This window comes from Profundibacter sp., assembly GCF_965277155.1.
In the GTDB taxonomy this organism is placed as follows: Bacteria; Pseudomonadota; Alphaproteobacteria; order Rhodobacterales; family Rhodobacteraceae; genus Profundibacter.
In genome coordinates this window covers 123,010-143,769 of the sequence record NZ_CBDIBV010000010.1, presented here as the reverse complement: position 1 = coordinate 143,769, position 20,760 = coordinate 123,010, and the positions used below count along the sequence as shown (strand labels likewise).

Annotated in this window: 21 protein-coding genes and 1 pseudogene; 9 read left to right on the top strand and 13 right to left on the bottom strand. The window is 57.9% G+C overall.

Features of this window, described 5'->3' with window-relative positions:
- Nucleotide 1: 1 nt before the first annotated feature.
- On the top strand, nucleotides 2-352 hold the full coding sequence (locus tag ACQY4M_RS08580) for a hypothetical protein (protein ID WP_428543182.1): 351 nt from the start codon (nucleotides 2-4) through the stop codon (nucleotides 350-352).
- Here the strand turns inward: ACQY4M_RS08580 and ACQY4M_RS08575 are convergent.
- Nucleotides 294-632 (bottom strand): TraR/DksA family transcriptional regulator, encoded by a 339-nt coding sequence (locus ACQY4M_RS08575; RefSeq protein WP_428543180.1) that lies wholly within the window; start codon nucleotides 630-632, stop codon nucleotides 294-296. The two genes, ACQY4M_RS08580 and ACQY4M_RS08575, sit on opposite strands and share 59 nt — an antisense overlap.
- An 85-nt stretch (nucleotides 633-717) precedes the next feature.
- Here ACQY4M_RS08575 and cysE point away from each other — a divergent pair, with 85 nt between their 5' ends.
- Complete coding sequence (gene cysE / locus ACQY4M_RS08570) at nucleotides 718-1,527, top strand: serine O-acetyltransferase (RefSeq protein WP_428543178.1); 810 nt, start codon at nucleotides 718-720, stop codon at nucleotides 1,525-1,527.
- 60 nt (nucleotides 1,528-1,587) lie between these two features.
- On the opposite strand, the gene ACQY4M_RS08565 is transcribed toward cysE, so the two are convergent.
- From ACQY4M_RS08565 to pgk, 6 genes and pseudogenes are all read right to left on the bottom strand, one after another.
- A complete protein-coding gene (locus ACQY4M_RS08565; RefSeq protein WP_428543176.1) occupies nucleotides 1,588-2,853 on the bottom strand; it encodes a pyruvate dehydrogenase complex dihydrolipoamide acetyltransferase in 1,266 nt (421 codons plus the stop codon).
- A gap of 12 nt (nucleotides 2,854-2,865) precedes the next feature.
- On the bottom strand, nucleotides 2,866-4,230 hold the full coding sequence (locus tag ACQY4M_RS08560) for a pyruvate dehydrogenase complex E1 component subunit beta (RefSeq protein ID WP_428543174.1): 1,365 nt from the start codon (nucleotides 4,228-4,230) through the stop codon (nucleotides 2,866-2,868).
- 27 nt (nucleotides 4,231-4,257) lie between these two features.
- The gene (gene pdhA / locus ACQY4M_RS08555) at nucleotides 4,258-5,253 is read right to left on the bottom strand and encodes a pyruvate dehydrogenase (acetyl-transferring) E1 component subunit alpha (RefSeq protein WP_428543172.1); all 996 of its coding nucleotides are present in this window, start codon (nucleotides 5,251-5,253) and stop codon (nucleotides 4,258-4,260) included.
- A gap of 84 nt (nucleotides 5,254-5,337) precedes the next feature.
- Nucleotides 5,338-5,640 carry an FtsB family cell division protein gene (locus ACQY4M_RS08550; protein ID WP_428543170.1) on the bottom strand — a complete coding sequence of 101 codons (303 nt, stop codon included), beginning with the start codon at nucleotides 5,638-5,640 and terminating at the stop codon, nucleotides 5,338-5,340.
- A gap of 209 nt (nucleotides 5,641-5,849) precedes the next feature.
- The gene (locus ACQY4M_RS08545) at nucleotides 5,850-6,779 is read right to left on the bottom strand and encodes a class I fructose-bisphosphate aldolase (protein ID WP_428543168.1); all 930 of its coding nucleotides are present in this window, start codon (nucleotides 6,777-6,779) and stop codon (nucleotides 5,850-5,852) included.
- 93 nt (nucleotides 6,780-6,872) lie between these two features.
- A pseudogene (pgk, locus tag ACQY4M_RS08540) lies at nucleotides 6,873-7,148 on the bottom strand (phosphoglycerate kinase); the annotation flags it as partial.
- 90 nt (nucleotides 7,149-7,238) lie between these two features.
- On the opposite strand from pgk, the gene ACQY4M_RS08535 reads away from it, so the two are divergent.
- Nucleotides 7,239-8,282: an IS5 family transposase gene (locus ACQY4M_RS08535; RefSeq protein WP_428539227.1), complete on the top strand. Its 1,044-nt coding sequence runs from the start codon at nucleotides 7,239-7,241 to the stop codon at nucleotides 8,280-8,282.
- A 137-nt stretch (nucleotides 8,283-8,419) separates the two neighbouring features.
- Here ACQY4M_RS08535 and ACQY4M_RS08530 read toward each other — a convergent pair whose 3' ends face one another.
- Nucleotides 8,420-9,352 carry a phosphoglycerate kinase gene (locus ACQY4M_RS08530; RefSeq protein ID WP_428543166.1) on the bottom strand — a complete coding sequence of 311 codons (933 nt, stop codon included), beginning with the start codon at nucleotides 9,350-9,352 and terminating at the stop codon, nucleotides 8,420-8,422.
- 153 nt (nucleotides 9,353-9,505) lie between these two features.
- On the opposite strand from ACQY4M_RS08530, the gene ACQY4M_RS08525 reads away from it, so the two are divergent.
- From ACQY4M_RS08525 to ACQY4M_RS08515, 3 genes are all read left to right on the top strand, one after another.
- A complete protein-coding gene (locus ACQY4M_RS08525) occupies nucleotides 9,506-10,012 on the top strand; it encodes a peptidylprolyl isomerase (protein ID WP_428543164.1) in 507 nt (168 codons plus the stop codon).
- A complete protein-coding gene (locus ACQY4M_RS08520; RefSeq protein WP_428543162.1) occupies nucleotides 10,005-10,628 on the top strand; it encodes a peptidylprolyl isomerase in 624 nt (207 codons plus the stop codon). Before ACQY4M_RS08525 ends, ACQY4M_RS08520 begins: the two co-directional genes overlap by 8 nt.
- Before the next feature lie 111 nt (nucleotides 10,629-10,739).
- The gene (locus ACQY4M_RS08515) at nucleotides 10,740-11,720 is read left to right on the top strand and encodes a DUF3179 domain-containing protein (protein WP_428543160.1); all 981 of its coding nucleotides are present in this window, start codon (nucleotides 10,740-10,742) and stop codon (nucleotides 11,718-11,720) included.
- Between the two features lie 146 nt (nucleotides 11,721-11,866).
- Here ACQY4M_RS08515 and tyrS read toward each other — a convergent pair whose 3' ends face one another.
- Nucleotides 11,867-13,120, bottom strand: a complete 1,254-nt coding sequence (tyrS, locus tag ACQY4M_RS08510; protein ID WP_428543158.1) for a tyrosine--tRNA ligase — start codon at nucleotides 13,118-13,120, stop codon at nucleotides 11,867-11,869.
- A 69-nt stretch (nucleotides 13,121-13,189) separates the two neighbouring features.
- Here tyrS and ACQY4M_RS08505 point away from each other — a divergent pair, with 69 nt between their 5' ends.
- Both ACQY4M_RS08505 and ACQY4M_RS08500 read left to right on the top strand, forming a co-directional pair.
- Complete coding sequence (locus ACQY4M_RS08505) at nucleotides 13,190-14,284, top strand: anhydro-N-acetylmuramic acid kinase (protein WP_428543156.1); 1,095 nt, start codon at nucleotides 13,190-13,192, stop codon at nucleotides 14,282-14,284.
- Nucleotides 14,285-14,747: 463 nt separating this feature from the next.
- Nucleotides 14,748-15,974 carry an IS256 family transposase gene (locus ACQY4M_RS08500; RefSeq protein ID WP_428539582.1) on the top strand — a complete coding sequence of 409 codons (1,227 nt, stop codon included), beginning with the start codon at nucleotides 14,748-14,750 and terminating at the stop codon, nucleotides 15,972-15,974.
- A 191-nt stretch (nucleotides 15,975-16,165) separates the two neighbouring features.
- Here the strand turns inward: ACQY4M_RS08500 and ACQY4M_RS08495 are convergent, their stop codons facing one another.
- From ACQY4M_RS08495 to ACQY4M_RS08480, 4 genes are all read right to left on the bottom strand, one after another.
- Complete coding sequence (locus ACQY4M_RS08495; RefSeq protein WP_428543154.1) at nucleotides 16,166-16,597, bottom strand: cupin domain-containing protein; 432 nt, start codon at nucleotides 16,595-16,597, stop codon at nucleotides 16,166-16,168.
- A gap of 9 nt (nucleotides 16,598-16,606) precedes the next feature.
- Nucleotides 16,607-17,422, bottom strand: a complete 816-nt coding sequence (locus ACQY4M_RS08490) for a DUF1353 domain-containing protein (RefSeq protein ID WP_428543152.1) — start codon at nucleotides 17,420-17,422, stop codon at nucleotides 16,607-16,609.
- A 178-nt stretch (nucleotides 17,423-17,600) separates the two neighbouring features.
- Complete coding sequence (eno, locus tag ACQY4M_RS08485) at nucleotides 17,601-18,875, bottom strand: phosphopyruvate hydratase (protein WP_428543150.1); 1,275 nt, start codon at nucleotides 18,873-18,875, stop codon at nucleotides 17,601-17,603.
- 79 nt (nucleotides 18,876-18,954) lie between these two features.
- Nucleotides 18,955-19,593 carry a DMT family transporter gene (locus tag ACQY4M_RS08480; protein ID WP_428544452.1) on the bottom strand — a complete coding sequence of 213 codons (639 nt, stop codon included), beginning with the start codon at nucleotides 19,591-19,593 and terminating at the stop codon, nucleotides 18,955-18,957.
- An 88-nt stretch (nucleotides 19,594-19,681) separates the two neighbouring features.
- Between ACQY4M_RS08480 and ACQY4M_RS08475 the strand changes: the two genes are divergently transcribed.
- Nucleotides 19,682-20,725 (top strand): IS5 family transposase, encoded by a 1,044-nt coding sequence (locus ACQY4M_RS08475; protein WP_428539221.1) that lies wholly within the window; start codon nucleotides 19,682-19,684, stop codon nucleotides 20,723-20,725.
- Nucleotides 20,726-20,760: the final 35 nt, after the last annotated feature.

Below are 20,760 nucleotides of genomic sequence, written 5' to 3'. Positions count from 1 at the left end.
AATGCGGCCGGTTCTGCATGGGGATGTGGTGGCCGCGGCGCTGGTGCTGCTGCGGGTGCCGGTTTCGGCGTGTCCTGAAGTTATGCGTGACATGCTGGAACAGGCGGCGGCTGCGGACCTGTATCGCAAGCGTTTGGGCAAGGGGCACCCCGAATGGGGCAACGGCAGCCTGATGGCGGTGGCGATGCGGCGGGAACGGGCGGGGGAGCCGTTTCTGGATGATCCCGATTATTGCCGCTGTTTGATCGCGGCATTTTCCACGCTGCTGGAGTGGCGGGCCGAGCGGGCCGTGTTCAGCCGGAGGCGCAGGAAATGCAGGTCGGCACGGTCGGATCAAGCTGTAGCCGTTTGAGAGGAATTTCCTCGCCGCATTCAACGCAATAGCCGTATTCACCCTGATCCATCCGCCCCAGCGCGGTTTTGATACGTAGGGCCTGTTGATCGCGGCGGGTCTGGGTGGCCTTGGCCATTGCCTGTTGCTGCATGGCGTCCATGCGCGACAGGCGGCCAACCGATTGCTGGTCCAGCACCACGGTTTTGCGGGCGTCTTTGGTGGTGTCGCCCTGATTTGTCAATTCGTCCTGAAGCGTCAGCAACAGGGTGCGGAAATGCGCCAGATCGGTGTCATTCATGATGCAAATACCTGTGATCAGGGTTTTCAATTTTGCCTGCGCGGCCTATCTGCTATAGTGCAGCACAGGCAGCAAGGAAACCATGATGACAAACGCGCGCACAAAACTGGCCGAGGTGGATCCGGTCTGGGAACAAATCTGCAAAGAGGCAACCGGCGTTGTTGCAAACGAGCCGTTGTTGGGGGGGCTGGCGCATTCGTCGGTGCTGCACCACCCGACTCTGGAGCGCGCACTGGCTTATCGGGTATCGCTGAAACTGGCCTCGGGCGAGATGTCAGAGCAGATTTTGCGCGAGATTTCGGACGAGGCCTATGCCGCTTCGCCCGAGCTGGGGCAGGCCGCGCGGGCCGATCTGGTTGCGATCAATGAACGCGATCCGGCATGTCACCGGCTGTTGCAGCCGCTGCTGTTCTTCAAGGGATTTCAGGCGGTGCAGGCCTATCGTATCGGGCACTGGCTGTGGCAGAACGGGCGGCATGACATGGCGTTTTTCTTTCAGATGCGGGTGTCGGAAATGTTCGGGATCGATATTCATCCCGCTGCCCGGATCGGGCAGGGGCTGATGATTGACCATGCCCATTCGATTGTGATTGGTGAAACAGCGGTGGTCGGGAACAACGTATCGATGCTGCATTCCGTAACACTGGGCGGCACCGGCAAAGAGGACGGCGACCGGCACCCGAAGATCGGCAACGGCGTGCTGATCGGTGCTGGTGCCAAGGTGCTGGGCAATATCGAGGTGGGGGACTGTTCGCGCATTGCTGCCGGCTCGGTGGTGCTGCATGACGTGCCCGCCCGCAAAACGGTGGCGGGGGTTCCGGCCAAGATTATCGGCGATTCCGGTTGTGAGCAGCCCTCGGTGACGATGGATCAGCTTTTGGGTGGAACCGACTGATATTAAATATGAAAATGGCGAGATAAAGGTGATTTTATCGCGCCATTATCAGGTTTGTTTCTAGGCCAGCATCGAGACCGGATTTTCAAGATTGTCGACGATGGCATTCAGCAGGGTTGCCCCCAATGCCCCGTCAATCACGCGGTGATCAACCGACAGGGTGACCGACATCACGGTGGCCACGGACAAGTCGCCATCCTTGCCAACCACGGGTTTCTTCACGCCGGCGCCAACCGCCAGAATGGCGCCGTGCGGCGGGTTGATTACAGCGTCGAAATTATCAATTCCAAACATGCCCAGATTGGAAATCGCAAAGCTGCCGCCAAGGTATTCGCTCGGGGCCAGTTTGCCTTCGCGGGCGCGGGTGGCCAGATCCTTCATCTCGACCGAAAGCTGGGACAGGGTCTTGGTTTCGGCGTCCTTGATCACAGGCGTGAACAGCCCGTCATCCACGGCCACGGCCACAGCCACGTCCGAGGGTTTCAGTTGGAATAGCCGGTCATTGGCCCATATCGCATTGGCCTTTGGCACCGATTGCAGGGCCATGGCGCAAGCCTTGATGATGAAATCGTTAACCGAGATTTTCAGCCCCCTGGCTTCCAGTTGCTTGTTGATCAGGGCGCGGCCCTGAAGCAATGCGTCGATGCGGATGTCGCGGCGCAGGTAGAAATGCGGGATCGACTGTTTGGCTTCGGTCAGGCGGGCGGCGATGGTTTTGCGCATGCCGTTCAGGGGGATTTCCTGATAGTCCCGATCGGCATAGATTTTGCTTAGGACATCGGTGGCAGGACCGGCGGGCTTCGCTGCGGATGCGGGGGATGTAACTGCAAGTGCAGTTGGTTGCCCCAGAACATCGGCTTTGACGATGCGTCCGTGCGGGCCGGAGCCGGTGATTTGGGTCAGATCAATGCCCTTTTCCGCTGCAATCCTACGGGCCAGAGGCGAGGCGAAGATGCGTTTGCCGTCTGTTTTCGGAGCAGGGACGGGCGCTGTTTTTTCGGATTTTACCGCAGCAGGCCCCGGCGCGGGGGCCGGGGCAGTGGCGGGTTTTGTCGCTGTTGCGGCGATGTCATCCGCTGTTTCGCCATCTTCCAGCAGCACGGCAATCGGGGTGTTGACCTTGACCCCTTCAGTGCCCTCGGGCACCAGCAGTTTGCCAATCACACCTTCGTCCACGGCTTCGAATTCCATCGTCGCCTTGTCGGTTTCGATTTCGGCGATCAGGTCGCCGGACTGGACCGTATCGCCCTCTTTCACCAGCCATTTTGCAAGCGCGCCTTCCTCCATCGTGGGGGAGAGTGCGGGCATCAGGATTTCTGTCGGCATTTGGCGGCTCCCTTAACGATAGGTGACTTGGTGGACGGCTTCAACAACCTCGTCGGTTGTGACCAGTGCCAGTTTTTCAAGATTGGCGGCATAGGGCATCGGGACGTCCTTGCCGGTGCAGTTGATCACGGGGGCATCGAGATAATCGAACGCCTCTTGCATCAGCACGGCAGAGATGTGATTGCCGATCGACCCTACGGGCCAGCCCTCTTCGACAGTCACGCAACGGTTTGTTTTCATGACAGATTTTATCACCGTTGCGGTGTCCATCGGGCGCAGGGTGCGCAGGTCGATTACCTCGGCCGAGATGCCTTCTTCGGCAAGCCTGTCGGCTGCTTCCAGTGCGTATTTCATCCCGATGCCGAAACTGACGATGGTCACATCCGTGCCTTCACGCCAGATTTTGGCAACACCGAAGGGCACGGTGAAATCATCCATCACCGGCACATCGAAGGTCTGGCCGTACAGGATTTCGTTTTCCAGAAAAATCACCGGATTGGGATCGCGGATCGCGGTTTTCAGCAGGCCTTTGGCGTCGGCGGCGGAATAGGGCATCACCACCTTCAGCCCCGGAATTTGCGCATACCACGCGGCGTAATCCTGACTGTGTTGTGCGCCAACGCGGGATGCGGCGCCATTGGCCCCGCGAAACACGATATGCGCGCCCATCTGGCCGCCGGACATATATAGGGTCTTGGCGGCGGAATTGACGATCTGGTCCATCGCCTGCATGGCAAAGTTGAAGGTCATATATTCGACAATCGGTTTCAACCCGCCGAAAGAGGCGCCAACGGCGATGCCGGTAAAGCCGTGTTCGGTAATAGGGGTGTCGATCACCCGCTTTTCGCCGAATTCGTCCAGCAATCCTTGCGATACCTTATAGGCCCCCTGATATTGTGCGACTTCCTCGCCCATCAGGTAAACCGTTTCGTCACGGCGCATTTCCTCGGCCATCGCATCGCGCAGGGCTTCACGCACGGTGGTTGGTTTCATTTCCGTTCCGGCGGGGATTTCGGGGTCAAGCGGCGCGATTACTTCTACAGGAGCGGCGGCTTGTGCGGGGGCAGCCTCGGGTGTGGGGGCAGGGGTTGCAGTCGGTGCGGCGGCGGGCTCGGGGATGGCATCTGCATCCTCGCCCTCTTCGATCAAAACGGCAATCGGTGTGTTGACCGCGACGCCTTCGGTGCCTTCGGGGATCAGGATTTTTCCCATGATGCCTTCGTCCACGGCCTCGAATTCCATCGTTGCCTTGTCGGTCTCGATTTCGGCAATCACCATGCCGGCCTCGACCGCATCACCTTCTTTCACCAGCCATTTCGCCAATGTGCCTTCTTCCATCGTCGGGGAAAGCGCGGGCATTAGAATTTCGGTTGCCATGTATTATTTTTCCGTCTTATCCGATGGTTACGCGTCAGCGTAAATGTCTGTCCATAGTTCGCTTAGCGCCGGTTCGGGGCTTTCGCGGGCAAAATCGGCAGAGTCATTCACCACCGCCTTGATCTCTTTATCAATCGCTTTCAGATCGTCTTCGGAGGCATGTTTGCCCTGCAACAGCATCTGGCGGATATGATCGATTGCATCATGTTCCTCGCGCATTTTCTGCACTTCTTCGCGGGACCGGTATTTGGCGGGATCCGACATGGAATGGCCGCGATATCGGTAGGTGACCATTTCCAGAATGTAGGGGCCATTGCCGGCGCGACAATGCGCAACCGCCTTTTCGCCCGCTGCCTTCACAGCCAGCACATCCATACCGTCAACTGATTCACCGGGAATGCCAAAGGCCTGACCGCGGGTGTAAAGCTGCGGGGTGGAGGAGCCGCGCTCAAGCGAGGTGCCCATCGCGTAGTGGTTGTTTTCAATCACGAAAATCACCGGCAGTTTCCATAGTGACGCCATATTGAAGGTTTCGTAAACCTGCCCCTGATTCGAGGCACCATCACCGAAATAAGTGAAGGTGACGTTGTCATTGCCCTTGTATTTATCGGCAAAGGCCAGTCCCGCGCCGATTGGAACCTGCGCGCCGACAATGCCGTGACCACCATAAAAATGCGCCTCTTTCGAGAACATATGCATCGAGCCGCCCTTGCCTTTGGAATAGCCACCCTCGCGGCCGGTCAGTTCGGCCATCACGCCTTTGGGGTCCATGCCGCAAGCCAGCATATGGCCGTGGTCGCGGTAGGATGTCAGGCGATTGTCGCCCTCTTTGGTGGTGGCCTCAAGTCCGACAACAACGGCCTCCTGGCCGATGTATAGATGGCAGAACCCGCCGATCAATCCCATGCCGTACAGCTGGCCCGCCTTTTCCTCGAATCGACGGATCAACAGCATCTCGCGATAGAACTTTAACAGTTCATCCTTGGAAACATTTGATTTCTTTGAAGGTTTCTTGGCTGCCATAGGGGGAGGCCCTCGCGTTTTGCTAAGTAGTTTAGTGTTAAACTATATTCTATAGCAAACCGGCAGAAAGTGCGAGAAAAGATTTTAGCGGATGACGATTTCGTCGGCGCGCAGCATGCCCAATACGCTGCGGGCCTGTTCGTCCAGCAGATCAAGGTCCAGATAGTCGTCAGACAGGCGGTGGGTTTTGTTTTCCATCCGCTGCACATGCTCGCTAAGGTTCGCCAATTCGCTGCTCAGGGCATCGGCTTCGGCGTCGATCTGGATTCGGCGAAACAACCCGTAGTCGCCTTGAATGGCGGCAAAGGCGAAATAGAGGCCGAGCGCAAAGGCAAAGCCGAAATAAAGGACTCCACCGATTGCCGGACGTTTGCGTTGAATAGTCATTATGCCTTGCCTCGAAATGCCGTCTTGATGCGGCTTTGGCTACAATGGCACATGCCAACAGATTTGTGAATCCCCTGTCATGGGGGGAATAGGCATTTTTCCGCGATACCTGTGACTTATTGGACTCTGTTGATAAAAGGAAACCCTCTGGCGGGGCCAGAGGGTTGCTGTTTTCTTGGTCTGTGTGGCACAGGCGAGCCCACTGCCGGTCAGGCCTTGCCTTTGTAGATATCGACCAGTTTGGCCAGCATCGACAGCGCATCTTCGCGGCTGCGCTGGAAGGTGTTGCGCCCGATGATCGAGCCATTGCCGCCACCGTCCCGAATGGCGCGGGCATCGTCATAAACGCTGTCGGCCCCTTTTTTCGAGCCACCGGAAAACACCACGATGCGACGACCTGCAAAGCTGGCATCCATACAATGTTTCACACGGGCGGCTTGGGTTGCGATGTCGATCTTTTCATCCTCATAGACCTTTTTGGCTTCGGGCAGGAACAAATGATCGGTGGAGAGTTTAATTTTGATGATATGTGCGCCCAGCAGGGCTGCAATTTGTGCGGCATAGGCGGCCACATCAATCGCGGTTTCACCATCTTTGTCCAGTGCCTCGCCGCGCGGGTAGGACCAGATCACGGTGGCAATGCCCTTGGCTGCGGCCTCTTCGCGCATGGCCGAGATTTCCTCGAACATTTCCAGCCCTTGGGAAGATCCGGGGTAAATGGTAAAGCCGATGGCCGAGGCCCCGATGCGCAAGGCGTCGTCCACACAAGCTGTGATGGCTTGATCTTTGGCCGATTCAGAAGGTATCAGCGAGTTGGCCGAGTTGGCTTTCAGAATGGTCGGAATTTGGCCTGCGAAGGTGTCGGCGCCCGCTTCCAGCATCCCCAAAGGCGCGGCATAGGCGTTCAGACCAGCGTCAATTGCCAGCTGGTAGTGGTAATGCGGATCATAGGCAGCCGGGTTGGGTGCAAAGGAACGTGCGGCGCCATGTTCGAACCCCTGATCAACAGGAAGGATGATCATCTTGCCGGTGCCGCCCAGTTTGCCGTTCATCAGGATACGGCAGAGGTTGGCTTTTACACCCGGGCAGTCGGCCTCGTAATTCGATAGAATTTTCTGGACAATCCGTGTCGCTTTCATCGCAAATTCCTTTCAAGAGCAGCAGATTTTCTACTGCTCTATAAAGGTATACGGTGGTGTGCAATGCTGTTGGCGCTATCAGTCGCTAAAAACTTATGCCCCTTCCAGTGCGGCAACCCCGGGCAATGTTTTGCCTTCCATCCATTCCAGAAACGCGCCGCCTGCGGTCGAGATATAGGTGAAATCATTCGCATACCCTGCCGCGTTGATCGCTGCCACGGTATCGCCGCCCCCTGCAATTGAAACCAGCGCACCTGCTTTGGTCTGTTTGGAAATATCGAACAGCATGGCAAATGTCGCAGCGTGAAACGGCGGCATTTCGAACACGCCAAGCGGGCCGTTCATGATCAGGGTTTTGCTGGATTCGATTACGGGAACCTCTAAAAATCCCCCAAAATCCGGCCTGACGGGGTAGAATCGTCATCAGGATGAAAATGATTCGACCGACGGGGTTTTGTCATGGGTCAGATGGGATTTTTTGATCTTTCCAGCCGATACGCGGGACTGGACAAATCTGGTGATCCGCTGGTGTTGCTCAACGACATGGTGCCGTTCGAGGATTACCGGGACGAGCTGAAGGCCATATGGCGCACGCCGCCCGAACAGCGCAAATCCAACGCTGGCCGCCCGCCTTGGGATGAGGTGCTGATATTCAAGACGATGGTTTTGCAGCAGCTCTACAACCTCTCTGACGATCAGATCGAGTATCAGATCCGCGACCGCCTGTCGTTCATGCGGTTTCTCGGCCTTGGCATTGAAGACAGCGTACCTGACGCCAAGACCATCTGGGCCTACCGTGAAAGGCTGGCCGGGGCCGGGAAGATGAAGGAGCTGTTTGACAAGTTCGATGCCTTTCTGCGCGAAAAGGGCTATCTGGCGATGGGCGGGCAGATTGTTGATGCGAGCATCGTTCCGGCGCCGCGCCAGCACAACAAAAGGGACGAGAACGAGAAAATCAAGGCGGGCGAAACGCCTGAAGAGTGGGAGGAAAAACCCCACAAGAAGCGCCAGAAGGACGTGGATGCGCGCTGGACGAAGAAGCACGGCAAGAGCTATTACGGCTACAAGAACCACATCAATGTCGACCGGCGGCACAAATTCATCCGCGCTTATGATGTCACCGATGCCGCCGTGCATGACAGCCAGGCGCTTGCCGGTCTGATTGATGCGAGCAACACCTCATCGGACCTGTGGGCCGACAGCGCCTATCGCTCGCAAAAGATCGAAAGCGAGCTGGAAGAGCGGGGGCTTCACAGCCATATCCATCACAAGGGCAGGCGCGGCAAGCCGCTTGGCGAGCGCCAGCAAAAGGCCAACCGGAGGCGCTCGAAAGTGCGGGTCCGGGTCGAGCATGTATTCGCTTTTCAGGAGCGCTCCATGGGCGGCAAGCTGATCCGCTCCATCGGCCTGAAGCGGGCGCGATTTCGCATCGGGATGATGAACCTGGTCTACAACATGAAGCGCTTCGTCCAGTTCGAATGCGGCCTGGCGGCGCCGGGATAAGGGTTCATGGGGTGAGGTGTGCCTGAAATACCCAAAACCGGCTTGAAACCGGTGAAAATGGGTTTATGATCCGAAGCAATCAGGCGGGACAGGCGAAAAACCGTCCACCCCGCCGCGAAGAAGGCGAAAACGGGAATTTACAGAGGTTCCCTTACGGTTGTAATCCGCTCGACCGTTTTGGGCCCGGCATCCAAAATCATCGCATCCGGCGGGCAGGCGTCAAAAGGCAGAACCTCGTATTCGGCGTTTTCCTTGAATTCGCGCGCGACAACGATGTCGGTCGGCAAGATAACTTCGCATCCTTCATCCTTGGCCTTTGTCAGAATATCCAGCGCGGTATCCTTCATTTCGTGTTCGGCCAGTGATTTGCCAACGCCCACGCCTTGCGCGGCCAGAAATGTGTTGGCCATGCCACCACCGATAATCAGGTAATCGACCTTTGACACCAGATTGCCCAGCAAATCCAGTTTGGTCGAAACCTTGGCCCCACCCACCACGGCGCAAACGGGATGTTCGGGGTTGCCCAGAGCAGCTTCAAGTGCACTTAGTTCGGCTTGCATCAAACGACCGGCACAAGCAGGCAGAAGATGGGCAATAGCTTCGGTCGAGGCATGGGCGCGGTGGGAAACGGAAAAGGCATCGTTGCAATATACATCGCCAAGGCTGGCCAGTTCGGCGGCAAAGCCGGGGTCATTGGCCTCTTCTCCGGGATGGAACCGCAGGTTTTCCAACAGCACAATATCGCCGGGGTTCATTTCGTTGATCCATGATCCAGCGCGCTTGCCCTCGCTTTCGTCAGCGAAAATCACCGGCTGGTCAAAGGCCTCTTCCAATGCGGGCAGGGTGACTTTCAGCGACAGTTCCGGCACGACCTTACCCTTGGGGCGGCCGAAATGGGCCATCAGAACCGGCTTGCCACCGGCGGCCTGGATATCCTTGATCGTGGGCACGATGCGCTTGATCCGCGTTGCATCGGTGACCACGCCATCCTTGACGGGCACGTTGATATCCACCCGCACCAGAACCGTTTTTCCATCCAGATTGATATCGTCGAGTGTTTTCCAGCCCATGCCAGACCTCCATTGGGATTTGCGCCGTTTCGTGCCCACAGAACCCTATCACAGATGCAGGGTCAATGTGGCACAGTGTATTGCCCCTTTAAAAACCGCGTCATCCCGCATAGGTTCCCTGCGAATGAACACCCTATCAAAGGAGCGCCCGATATGGCCGAGATCAAAGACCCCGAAAACACCATTCTGATGGAACTCAAAGATGGCACAGTCACCATTGAACTGCTGCCCGATGTTGCCCCCAAACACGTTGAGCGGATGAAAACGCTGGCCCGCTCCGGTGCCTATGACAACGTCTGTTTCCACCGTGTGATTGACGGTTTTATGGCCCAGACGGGCGATGTGGCCAACGGCAACATGGAAAAGGATTTCAACCTGCGCGCCGCTGGCACCGGTGGCTCGGACATGCCGAATGTGCCGGCCGAGTTTTCCAAAGTGCCCCACGCGCGTGGCAGCATCGGGGCTGCGCGTTCGCAAAATCCAGATTCCGCCAACAGCCAGTTTTTCATCAACTTTGGGGCCAATGATTTCCTGAACGGTCAATACACCGTTTACGGTCAGGTAACCGATGGCATGGACCTTGTCGATAAAATCGCCCGGGGCGAGCCGCCGATGAACCCCGATCGCATCATCAGCATGAAGGTGGCCGCCGATGTTTAAGGGCTTTGGATTTCCGATTGCCATGCTGGCGCTTGGGGCGGCTATCTGGGGGGCGTTTTTCCTCTATGATGGTGCCAACGGCAAAGCATTGGCCGAGGACACCCCCGGCCCCAATCTGGTGATCGAGGTTGCGGCCAGTGATGGCACCCCCAAAGGCACGCTGGTGATTGACCTGCTGCCCCATGTTGCACCAGCCCATGTTGAACGTATCATTGCACTGGCTAAATCCGGTGCCTATGACGGTGTTGTGTTCCACCGTGTGATTGACGAATTCATGGCCCAGACGGGGGATGTGCAATACGGCAAGCATGGCGGGGATATTGCTGAAGCAGGGCGAGGTGCTTCGGATATGCCGGACCTGAAGGCCGAGTTTTCCAACATCCCGTTCAAACTGGGCACTGTCGGGATGGCCCGGTCCAACAATCCGGATTCGGCCAACAGCCAGTTCTTTATCATGTTTGGCCCGGCCAAAAATCTGAACGGTCAATATACAGTTGTTGGCCGTCTGATAGACGGATTGGAAACGCTTAATGATATCAAGTTGGGCGACAAGGCGATGAACGGTCTGGTCACGGACCCCGACTATATGGCCAAAGTCACCGTGGTTGACGAATAAATACCCGGGGGGGCGGGCCTGACGCACGCCCCTTCAAACCACCGTGAGCAGGCCTATCCTTGCGCCTGCCGCTCTGGCATCCTGAATCCAACCTAACCAGGAGGATGCCCCATGCGCCGCCATTTACGCATATTCCCGTTGATTGCCGCCGTTGTAACAGCCCTTGCCACCACGGCCAGTGCCAATCCGGACCTGTGGAAATCAGAATGGCCCAACACCGATTTTTCCCGCAGCAGCGTGCGTGACTGGAGCGAAATCCTGTCCGGCGGCCCGCCCAAGGACGGGATACCGGCAATCAGCAGTCCGAAGTTTCGCAAGGTCGCGAGCGAAAAACGGATTGGCGCACGCGAGCCAGTGATCACCGTTGAAATCAAAGGGCAGACACCGCGGGCCTATCCGATCCGCTATCTGCTTTGGCATGAAATTGTAAACGATGTGGTGGGCGGGGTGCCCGTGGCGGTCACCTTCTGCCCGCTGTGCAATTCGGGCATGGTGTTTGACCGGCGCGTCGGGGGCAAGGTGCTGGAGTTTGGCGTGTCCGGCAAGTTGCGCAATTCGGATATGGTGATGTATGACAAACAAACCGAAAGCTGGTGGCAACAGGCGATCGGCACCGGCATTGTCGGTGCGAACAAAGGCAAGGTTCTGAAACAACTGCCCAGCTGGATGGAAAGCTGGGGTGAATTCAAAACCCGCAATCCCGATGCTCTGGTAATGGATGAACCCGACTGGAGCCGCAGCTATGGGCAGAACCCGTACGTCAGCTATGACAGCTCTGCGCGTCCGTTCCTGTTCAACGGCGAAATGCCGCCGCATGGCATCCCGCCGCTGATGCGGGTGGTGAGGGTCGGCAAGCGGGCCTGGCCGATGAGCCGTTTAAGTTCCGAGGGTGAAGTGCGCGAGGCGGGGTTGGTGATCAGCTGGGCGTCGGGGCAGGCTTCGGCGCTGGACACGCGACAGATCGGCAAGGGCAAGGATGTTGGCACGGTACGGGTACGCGACACCAAGGGGCGCAATGTACCGCATGACGTGATGTTCGCCTTTGCGTTTCATGCGTTTTTCCCGCGCGGGAAGTGGATGTTGCCAAAATGAGGGCTTCGCCCGCTCTATGCTTGGCAAGACCCCCTCGGTCCCCCTGAAGGGGGAGGCGATGGGGGGAATGTTTGTTTGTCACCGAAGGCGGTTGTATGGTGTTGGGGTGAGGAGCCTCCGGCGGGGATATTTTCGCAAAAGAGAAACTATGAAGCGAGGGTGATCAGTGCATGACGCTTTTTGCCCGCTGACAGTTTGATCGCTGTGTCCAGATCGGCAGGGGTGATCATCTGTCCGGCGCTGGTGACAGGTTCGTCATTCATCTTGGCGCCGTTCTCGGCGATCAGGCGTTTGGCGTCCTTGCCGGATTTGGCCAGACCGGATTTTACGAACAGTTGCACGATGGAAATGCCATCGCCAATATCATCCGCTGTTAGCGACAAGGTGGGCAGGTCATCGCCCACGCCGCCCTTTTCAAACACTTCGCGCGCGGTGGCTTCGGCTGTTTTAGCGGCCTCGGCGCCGTGGGCCAATGTGGTGACCTCGTTGGCAAGGCGGATTTTGGCCGCGTTGATCTCGGCCCCTTCCAATGCGCCAAGGCGTTCACATTCCTCGACCGGCAGTTCTGTGTATAGCTTCAGGAAGCGGCCAACATCCGCATCCGTGGTGTTGCGCCAGAATTGCCAGAATTCGTAAGGGGAACGCATATCGGCATTCAGCCAAACCGCGCCGTCCTGCGATTTGCCCATCTTTTTGCCGTCCGAGGTTTCCAGCAGCGGGGTGGTCAGGCCGAAAATCTGGTTGTCCAGCACGCGGCGGGTCAAATCGATCCCGTTGACAATATTGCCCCATTGGTCCGAGCCACCCATTTGCAGCAAACAGCCATAGCGGCGGTTAAGTTCAAGAAAATCATAGGCTTGCAGGATCATATAGTTGAATTCAAGGAACGACAGCGACTGTTCGCGGTCCAGTCGCGATTTGACCGATTCAAACGCCAGCATCCGGTTGACCGAAAAATGCCGCCCGATGTCACGCAGGAACGACAGGTAATTCAGATCATCCAGCCATTCGGCGTTATTGACCATTTTCGCGTCCGTCTCGCCATCGCCAAAGCTGACATAGCCGGAAAACACCTGTTTGATGCCGGCGATATTGGCGTTGATCTGATCCTCGGTCAGCAGCGGGCGCTCATCGGCACGGAAACTTGGGTCGCCCACCTTGGTGGTGCCGCCGCCCATCAGAACGATCGGTTTGTGGCCGGTTTTCTGCAACCAGCGCAGCATCATGATCTGGATCAGGCTGCCCACATGCAGCGATTTGGCTGTGGCGTCAAAGCCGATATAGGCCGGAACCACCCCGTTTATCAGGGCGTCATCCAATGCCTGGTAATCGGTGCAATCGGCAACAAAGCCGCGTTCCAGCATCACCCGCATAAACTCTGATTTGGCGTGGTAGGTCATGGTATCAAATATCCGTTCTCATGTGCGTTGCGCCCTGATATATCGGGGACAGCGGCGAAGGGAAAGAGGATGTTGAAAACAGGACCGGTCTGGGCGCTTGGCGCGATGTCGGGCACCTCGCTTGACGGGGTGGATGCGGCGATGCTGCGAACCGATGGCGAGGTAATTTTCGAGTTTGGCGAGAATGCCTATCAACCCTATTCGGGCAAAGACCGGCAGGTGATATCGGCAGCTTTTGGCAAATGGCCCGGTGAAACGGGTGTCGATGCGGCAGCCGAATTGGTCGAGGCCAGCCACGCCGAGGTTCTGTCCGGTTTCAAAAAGGCCGAACTGGTAGGGTTCCATGGCCAGACTTTGGCGCATGATCCAGGCGGGCGGGGCACGCATCAGGCGGGGGATGGCCAGCGGCTGGCGGAATTGCTGAACAAGCCGGTGGTCTGGGATTTTCGCAGCAGCGATGTGGAAATGGGCGGGCAGGGCGCACCGCTGGCGCCGTTTTTCCATTTTGCCTGCGCCAAATGGATCAAGGCCGATGCGCCGCTGGTGTTTTTGAACCTTGGCGGTGTGGGCAATGTGACATGGGTAGACCCTGCCAAAACTGCACCAGAGGAGGACGGTGCCCTGCTGGCGTTTGATACCGGCCCCGCAAATGCGCCGATCAATGATCTGGTGGCGCAGCGGTTGGGGCAGGACTGTGATCGTGACGGGGAACTGGCGGCAAAGGGCAGGGTGGATATGGCGCTGGTGCGGGCGTTTTTGAAGGGGGGATATTTTCATCGGGTTCCGCCAAAATCGCTGGACCGGAACGAATTTGACGATCTGCTGCAACAGGTGTCCGGCCATTCGGATGCCGATGCGGTGGCCATGCTGACAGCGATTGCTGTGGCGTCAGTGGGCAAGGGGATGGAACATTGCCCCGTGCCGCCTAAACGGGTGCTGGTCTGTGGTGGCGGGCGGCGCAATCCGGTGCTGATGGCGCTGCTGGCAGGGGTATTGAAATGTCCGGTCCTGCCGGTCGAGGACGTGGGGCTGGACGGTGATATGCTGGAGGCACAGGCGTTCGCCTATCTGGCGGTGCGTGTGCTGCGGGGTTTGCCGACCTCGGCGCCGATGACAACCGGTGTGGTGGCGGCGGTTGGCGGCGGCAGGATCAGTTATCCGTGATTTGGCGGGTTTGTCTTAGACCCAGCCCGACCACAGCCAACCCTTGTTTGGCGAACAGTGATAATACATCCCGAATTCATACCATTCCCTGTTATGGATCGGGTCACGGATGTGGCGCAAGCATACTTTGCCACCAACTTCGCGGTCAGGTCGCCAATCGGAATTTCTTATATGCACCTGCATGCCATCCGATAGGTTGACGGTATAATCATACCCGCGCATCCCGATCCCTTTTTCAATTTCAACGGCTGCTATTTCAGCATCCAGTTATCCCAGATTTTCAGGTGCTTGCAGGTATTTCAGACCTTTGAATGCAACAAAACCCAACACGGCAAACAACATCAGAATATCCTTGGAAGAGGGGGGTAGTGTCGCGAGTTTGGTGGAAATTCGAGGACGGCGTAATCTCCGGGTGCATCGAAGCCACCCAACCGGCGGCTGGAACCGCCAAGGAGATCACGCCATGACAAAGAATACAGCAACATCGACATCCGCGCTACTGGCCAATGAAGCAGGCTATGACCCGATTGAAGACCGGCTGCGCCAGAACATCCGCGCGACGATCGAGGCGGTTTTCGAAGAGGAGCTGGAGCAGTTTCTGGGCCGTTGCCGGTATGGCCGCAGCGGCGGGGCAAAGGCCGGATACCGCCACGGGCATCGCGAGCGGCAACTGGTCGGAACATTTGGAACCGAAACGGTGCGCGTGCCGCGTGCGCGGATCACAGGCGAGGCCGGCAAGGCCAGAGAATGGCGCTCGAAGGCATTGCCCCGCTACCAGCGGCTGACGAAGAAGGCCGAGGCGCTGATCGCTGCTGTCTACCTTTCGGGCACCAACACACGGCGGGTAAAACGCGCCCTGTTCGGCCTGTTTCAGGGGGCGGTCAGCAAGGATGTGGTGAGCCGCGCCTGGCGCAAGGTGAAGGTGGACTGGCAGGCGTGGTGCGCCCGCAGCCTTGCGGATGAAGACATCGTGCGGCTGATCCTGGACGGCACCGTGATCAAAACGCGGATTGACAGGAAGGCCACCAATATCTCGGTTCTGGCCGCGATTGGCGTGCGCCGGGATGGGCAGAAGGTCTTGTTATCACTGATGAACATGGGCGGCGAAAGCACCTCCGCCTGGCGTCAGTTCATCAACGATCTGGATGCGCGCGGGTTGAAACGGCCCGAATTTGTCATCGTGGACGGGGCACCGGGACTTGAGGTCGCTCTCATTGCCCTCTGGGGTGAAGATCTGCCGATCCAGAGGTGCACGGTGCACAAGCACCGCAACCTTCTGGCCAAGGCACCCAAGCGTATGCATGATGAGTTGACAGAAGATTACCGCGACATGATCTACGCCAAAACACCCGAGGAAATCGCCACCCGCCGCAAGGCATTTCTGCGAAAATGGCGGCTGAAATGCAAGGCCGTCGCTGACAGCTTGGAAGAAGCAGGAGATAAGCTTTTCACCTTCACGCGTCTGCCACAAGGCCAGTGGAAATCGGCCAGAACGACAAATGCGATCGAACGCCTGAACGAGGAATTCCGCCGCCGCATCAAGACCCAGACCGTGCTGCCATGCGCCGAGACCGTGCCGATGCTGCTTTGGGCTCTGATGGCCTCGGGGCAGATCGTCATGCGAAAGGTCGATGGCTGGGAAACGCTCGCTCAGCCCGTCGCCGACGCAACCCTTGACCAAGCCGCCTGACCGGCGCATAACTCAACCCGCTCGGAGGTGCCTGAAATCAATTTCCACCACTTTCGAGACACAACCAGAGGGGAGGTTTCCAAGGATATGTACTTTGATCCATATGCCAAATTGACTGTTCATACCCGGTATATGGGGGTGAAAAGGTGCAATTTTAAGGGGTTACACGGGAAACAGTCTGTTTTACTGACCTATTTCGAAATTTCGAAACCCTCTTCCGCCATCTCGAAACCTTCAAACCGGAATGCGGGCGAAACGGTGCAGCCGACCAAAGTATAGTCGCCTGTGCTGCGGGCGGCCTGCCAGTGGTGGGTGGGGACGATCAGTTGCGGAGTTTCGCCGTTCAGGACATCCGGCCCGAGGGTGTAATCGCGGGCAGGGCCGGCTTCGGTAGCGGCCATGCTGAGGATCAGTGGTGCGCCTGCGTAAAAGTGCCAGATTTCAACCGCATCGATCCGGTGCCAACGGCTGACCTCGCCTGCTTTCAGCAGAAACAGGATCGCGGTGCCGGCGGGGCGGGTGCCCTCTTTGGCATCGGCAATCCATGTTTGCCGGTAATACCCGCCCTCGGGATGGGGGGACAGGTTTTGCTGTTGGATGATACGATCGGCGGTCTTTGGCATGGGGTGATCCTAATAGGCCGCGGATTCCGATGGGCCGCTGGTCTGGTTGCCGTCCGCAGCTCCCTTGCTGACCTGTGCCAGCATGCCCTGTTCGCTTTTGCGAAGATAGGCTTCCAGCCGTCTCAGCGACGGATTGGTTTTGTTAATGAACAGGATTGCTTCCTGCATCGCTTTGATCAGCATATCTTCCGGGATAAGATTTGGCAGCGGAGTGTTGGGCGGGCCTTTGGTGAGCGGGGCTGTAACGACCATAAGCCCCGGAACGGCCCGGACTTTTGGCGCTGTGCCAGGCATGTTCCAGCGGGGACCGGCCAGATAGACGGCCGCATACATGATTTTGGCTTTGGTCGCCGGTGTGCCGTCAACCCGCAGGGCGTCATAGAACATGCGGTGGACGTTTTGCCAGATGTCTGAATGATATTGTGGCAGATTTTCATTGCCGACCCCGCAATAGGCATCATGCAGGGTGGCGGCGTTGATAAATTCCTTGCTGCGCGGTGCCCCGATCATTTTGAAAAACATTTTCGGAATCGAAGCCCCGTCCGTCAGCGTATTGCGTGGGGCGATCCATTTGTTCGGGCGGGCATCGACAAATTCGATTTCACGGGCAGTCCTAAAGAACGGCAAGGGTCGGTCCTTAAGCCGGATCGGTTTGGACTGCAGGACTACAGGTGCATTGATGTAGTTGCACTTGCCGGTGCTTTTGCTTTCGCAGGGGTTTGCCGGAACCACCGGAACACGGGCGTCTTTCATTTCCTGTGTTTCCGAGATCGGGACAACACAAGCCGAGGTGAGCAAGGCAAGGACAAGCAGGGATTTGTGCAACTGAAGGCTCCTTAAAATGTCAGGAAGCTGAATGATCAAAACGGGATACTGCCGCATTTAAAGGTGTGTTACAAGCTGCGCAATAAGATAGGTCGGCAAGATAACGCCATCGTAATCCACTTATCCAAGGCGCAAATGATGGTGCAAACCGTGCTTGTCCGTTTACACCATCATGTTTCTACTTCAAAACCGAACGCCCTGCATATTCGGCGCTTTCGCCCAGCATTTCCTCGATCCGGATCAACTGGTTGTATTTCGCCAGCCGGTCCGAGCGTGACAGCGAGCCAGTTTTGATCTGGCCGCAGTTGGTGGCCACCGCCAGATCGGCGATGGTGGCGTCCTCGGTTTCGCCGGAACGGTGGCTCATGACGCAGGTCATACCGGCGCGGTGGGCCATTTCCACAGCTTGAAGAGTTTCCGACAAGGTGCCGATCTGATTGACTTTTACCAGTAGGGAATTGGCGGCTTTCTTCTTGATTCCTGTGGCGATGCGCTCGGGGTTGGTGACGAACAGGTCATCGCCGACCAACTGGATTTTGTCACCAAGGGCGGCGTTCAGGGCGACCCAGCCGTCCCAGTCGTCCTCGGACATGCCGTCCTCGATGCTGACAATCGGGTAATCCGCCACCAGCGCTTCCAGATAGGCGACGTTTTCGGCGGCGGTCAGGGATTTGCCTTCGCCCTTCATTTCGTATTTGCCATCGACGTAATATTCGGATGCGGCGCAATCAAGTGCCAGATATATATCCTGACCCGGCTTGTATCCTGCCTTTTCAATCGCTTTCAGGATGAAATCCAGCGCGTCACGGGTGGATGACAGGGCAGGGGCAAAACCGCCCTCATCGCCAATGCCCGTGTTGAAACCGGCCGCTGACAGTTCCTTTTTCAGGGTGTGAAACACTTCGGCGCCCATGCGGATGGCATCGCGGATGTTTTCGGCGGCGACCGGCATGATCATGAATTCCTGAATGTCGATCGGATTGTCCGCATGTTCGCCACCGTTGATGATGTTCATCATCGGCACCGGTAGAACACGTGCGGCGGTGCCGCCGACATAGCGAAACAGCGGTTGGGCTGCATCATCGGCGGCGGCTTTGGCCACGGCCAGCGACACGCCCAGAATGGCATTTGCCCCCAGACGGGATTTGTTCGGGGTGCCGTCCAGTTCAATCATCATCGCATCGATGTTTTCCTGTTCGCTGGCATCCATGCCGACCAGCTCCTCGGCGATTTCACCGTTGACCGAGGCAACAGCCCCCAGTACGCCCTTGCCGCCATAACGACTGGCATCGCCATCGCGTTTTTCCACCGCTTCATAGGCACCGGTAGACGCGCCCGAAGGCACCGCCGCGCGGCCGATTGTGCCGTCTTCCAGAATAACATCCACTTCGACGGTCGGGTTGCCCCGGCTGTCCAGAATTTCGCGGGCGAAAATGTCGATGATGGTGTTCATTTCGGGGGTGTCCTTGCTGCTGTCGGTTTCGCGGTAGCTATAACAGTAAACGGACAAAAGTAAACAGGGGCTGATAGCGCTAACGGCTACGGTTTAGGCGCCGTTCCCGCATAAAGGCGTAAATACCGGCAGCGATGGTGACGGCTGCGCCAAACAGGGTCCAGAAATCGGGCCGCTCCCCAAACACGATGGCACCGATGATCAGGGCGAAAATGATGCGTGAATAGCGGAAAGGGGCCACGACGGAAACATCCCCCAGCCGCATCGCCGCCGTGATCGCCCAATAGCCCGCGACGCCGACAAGCACAAAACCGGCCACTTGCCCCCAGTTTAGCAGGCTCATCGGCAGCGGGGTTTGGCCAAGCATCATCAGAAACAACCCGGCGGGCAGCAGCATCGACATGCCATAGGTCGAAACCCGCAGGGTGGGCATGTCTTTTGGCACCATCCGTGTCGCGACATCGCGCATTGCCAGTGCAAACAATCCTGCTACAGCCCAGAGCATGTTGTAATCAAAGGTAATCCCGCCGGGTCGCAGGATGATCAGCACACCGGAAAACCCGATAATAATCGCTGTCCAGCGCCGCCAATGGACGGTTTCGCCCAGCAACACCACCGCCATAAGGGTCACGGCCAGCGGGGTGGCCTGAATGATCGCCGAGGCCACGGACAGATCAATTTTCGACAAGGCTGTGACATAACAGATGGTGCCGATGATTTCGCTAAAAAAGACCTCTGCATAACATCGGGATTCCCCCGGGTTGGCCGTTTTGGTAAGCTAGCCGGGAAATCTCTGGGGTGAATAGATGGACCTTTTCCTGCACGAAGCGGCGGCACGGATCGGCGCGGATGACGTTCTGTCGAAGATCGACGCGCTGATGGATTGGAACTCGTTTTTGCCGATCCTGCGGCGCGGTCTGGGGCGCTCGGGGATCGGGCCTCAGGGCTATGATCCGCTGGTTCTGTTCAAGTGTCTTCTGGTTGGCCAGTGGCACGGGCTGAGCGACCCGAAGCTGGAGCGGGCCTTGAAGGTGCGGCTGGATTTCATGCTGTTCTGCGGGCTCGATCTGCACGCGTCGGTGCCGGATGAGACGACCCACTGCCGGTTCCGCAATGCGCTGGTCCGGGGTGGCGTTTACGATGAGCTGCTGGCCGAGGTCTGCCGCCAGATCGAGGCGCATGGGCTGAAGCTGAAAGAGGCTGAGGCGGCGATCATTGATGCGACCCTGATCGCGGCGGCGGCGCGCCCGCGCACCCATATCGACGCCCCGCAGGACCGGGCAGAGGACGGGGCAAGGGAAGGGACGCCGGATGATCCGCCCGAGGTCTCACCCGACGGGGCACAGCTGCATTTCAGCGCCGACCCTGATGCCCGCTGGGTCAAGAAGGGCCGCAAGAGCACGCTCGGCTACAAGGGCTTTGCCCGCTGCGACGAAGAGGGCTTTATCGACAAGGTGCACACCACGCCCGCCAATGCCGCCGAAAGCCCCGAATTCGCCACCATGATCGCGGGCGCAAAGGCGCAGCGGGTGCTGGCCGACAAGGCCTATGCGAGCAAGGCCAACCGCCAGATGCTGCGCGGCAAATACCGCGACGGCATCCTGCGCAAGGCAGCGCGCGGCCGCCCCCTGCGGCAATCGGAGAAACGCTTCAACCGGCTGATTTCGAAACGCCGCTTCCGCATCGAGCAGACTTTCGGCACGATGAAACGCCTCTTCGGCCTGCAGCGGGCGAGATATTTCGGGCGCGCCAGGGTGCATGCCCAGATGGTCATGGCCGCCATCGCGCAAAACCTGCTCAAGGCCGCAAACAGGATCACCCTCAACCCGCAAACCCCCGCAATCGCATAGCCCCAAACCCCGCCACCCGTCTGTCCGCCGGACCC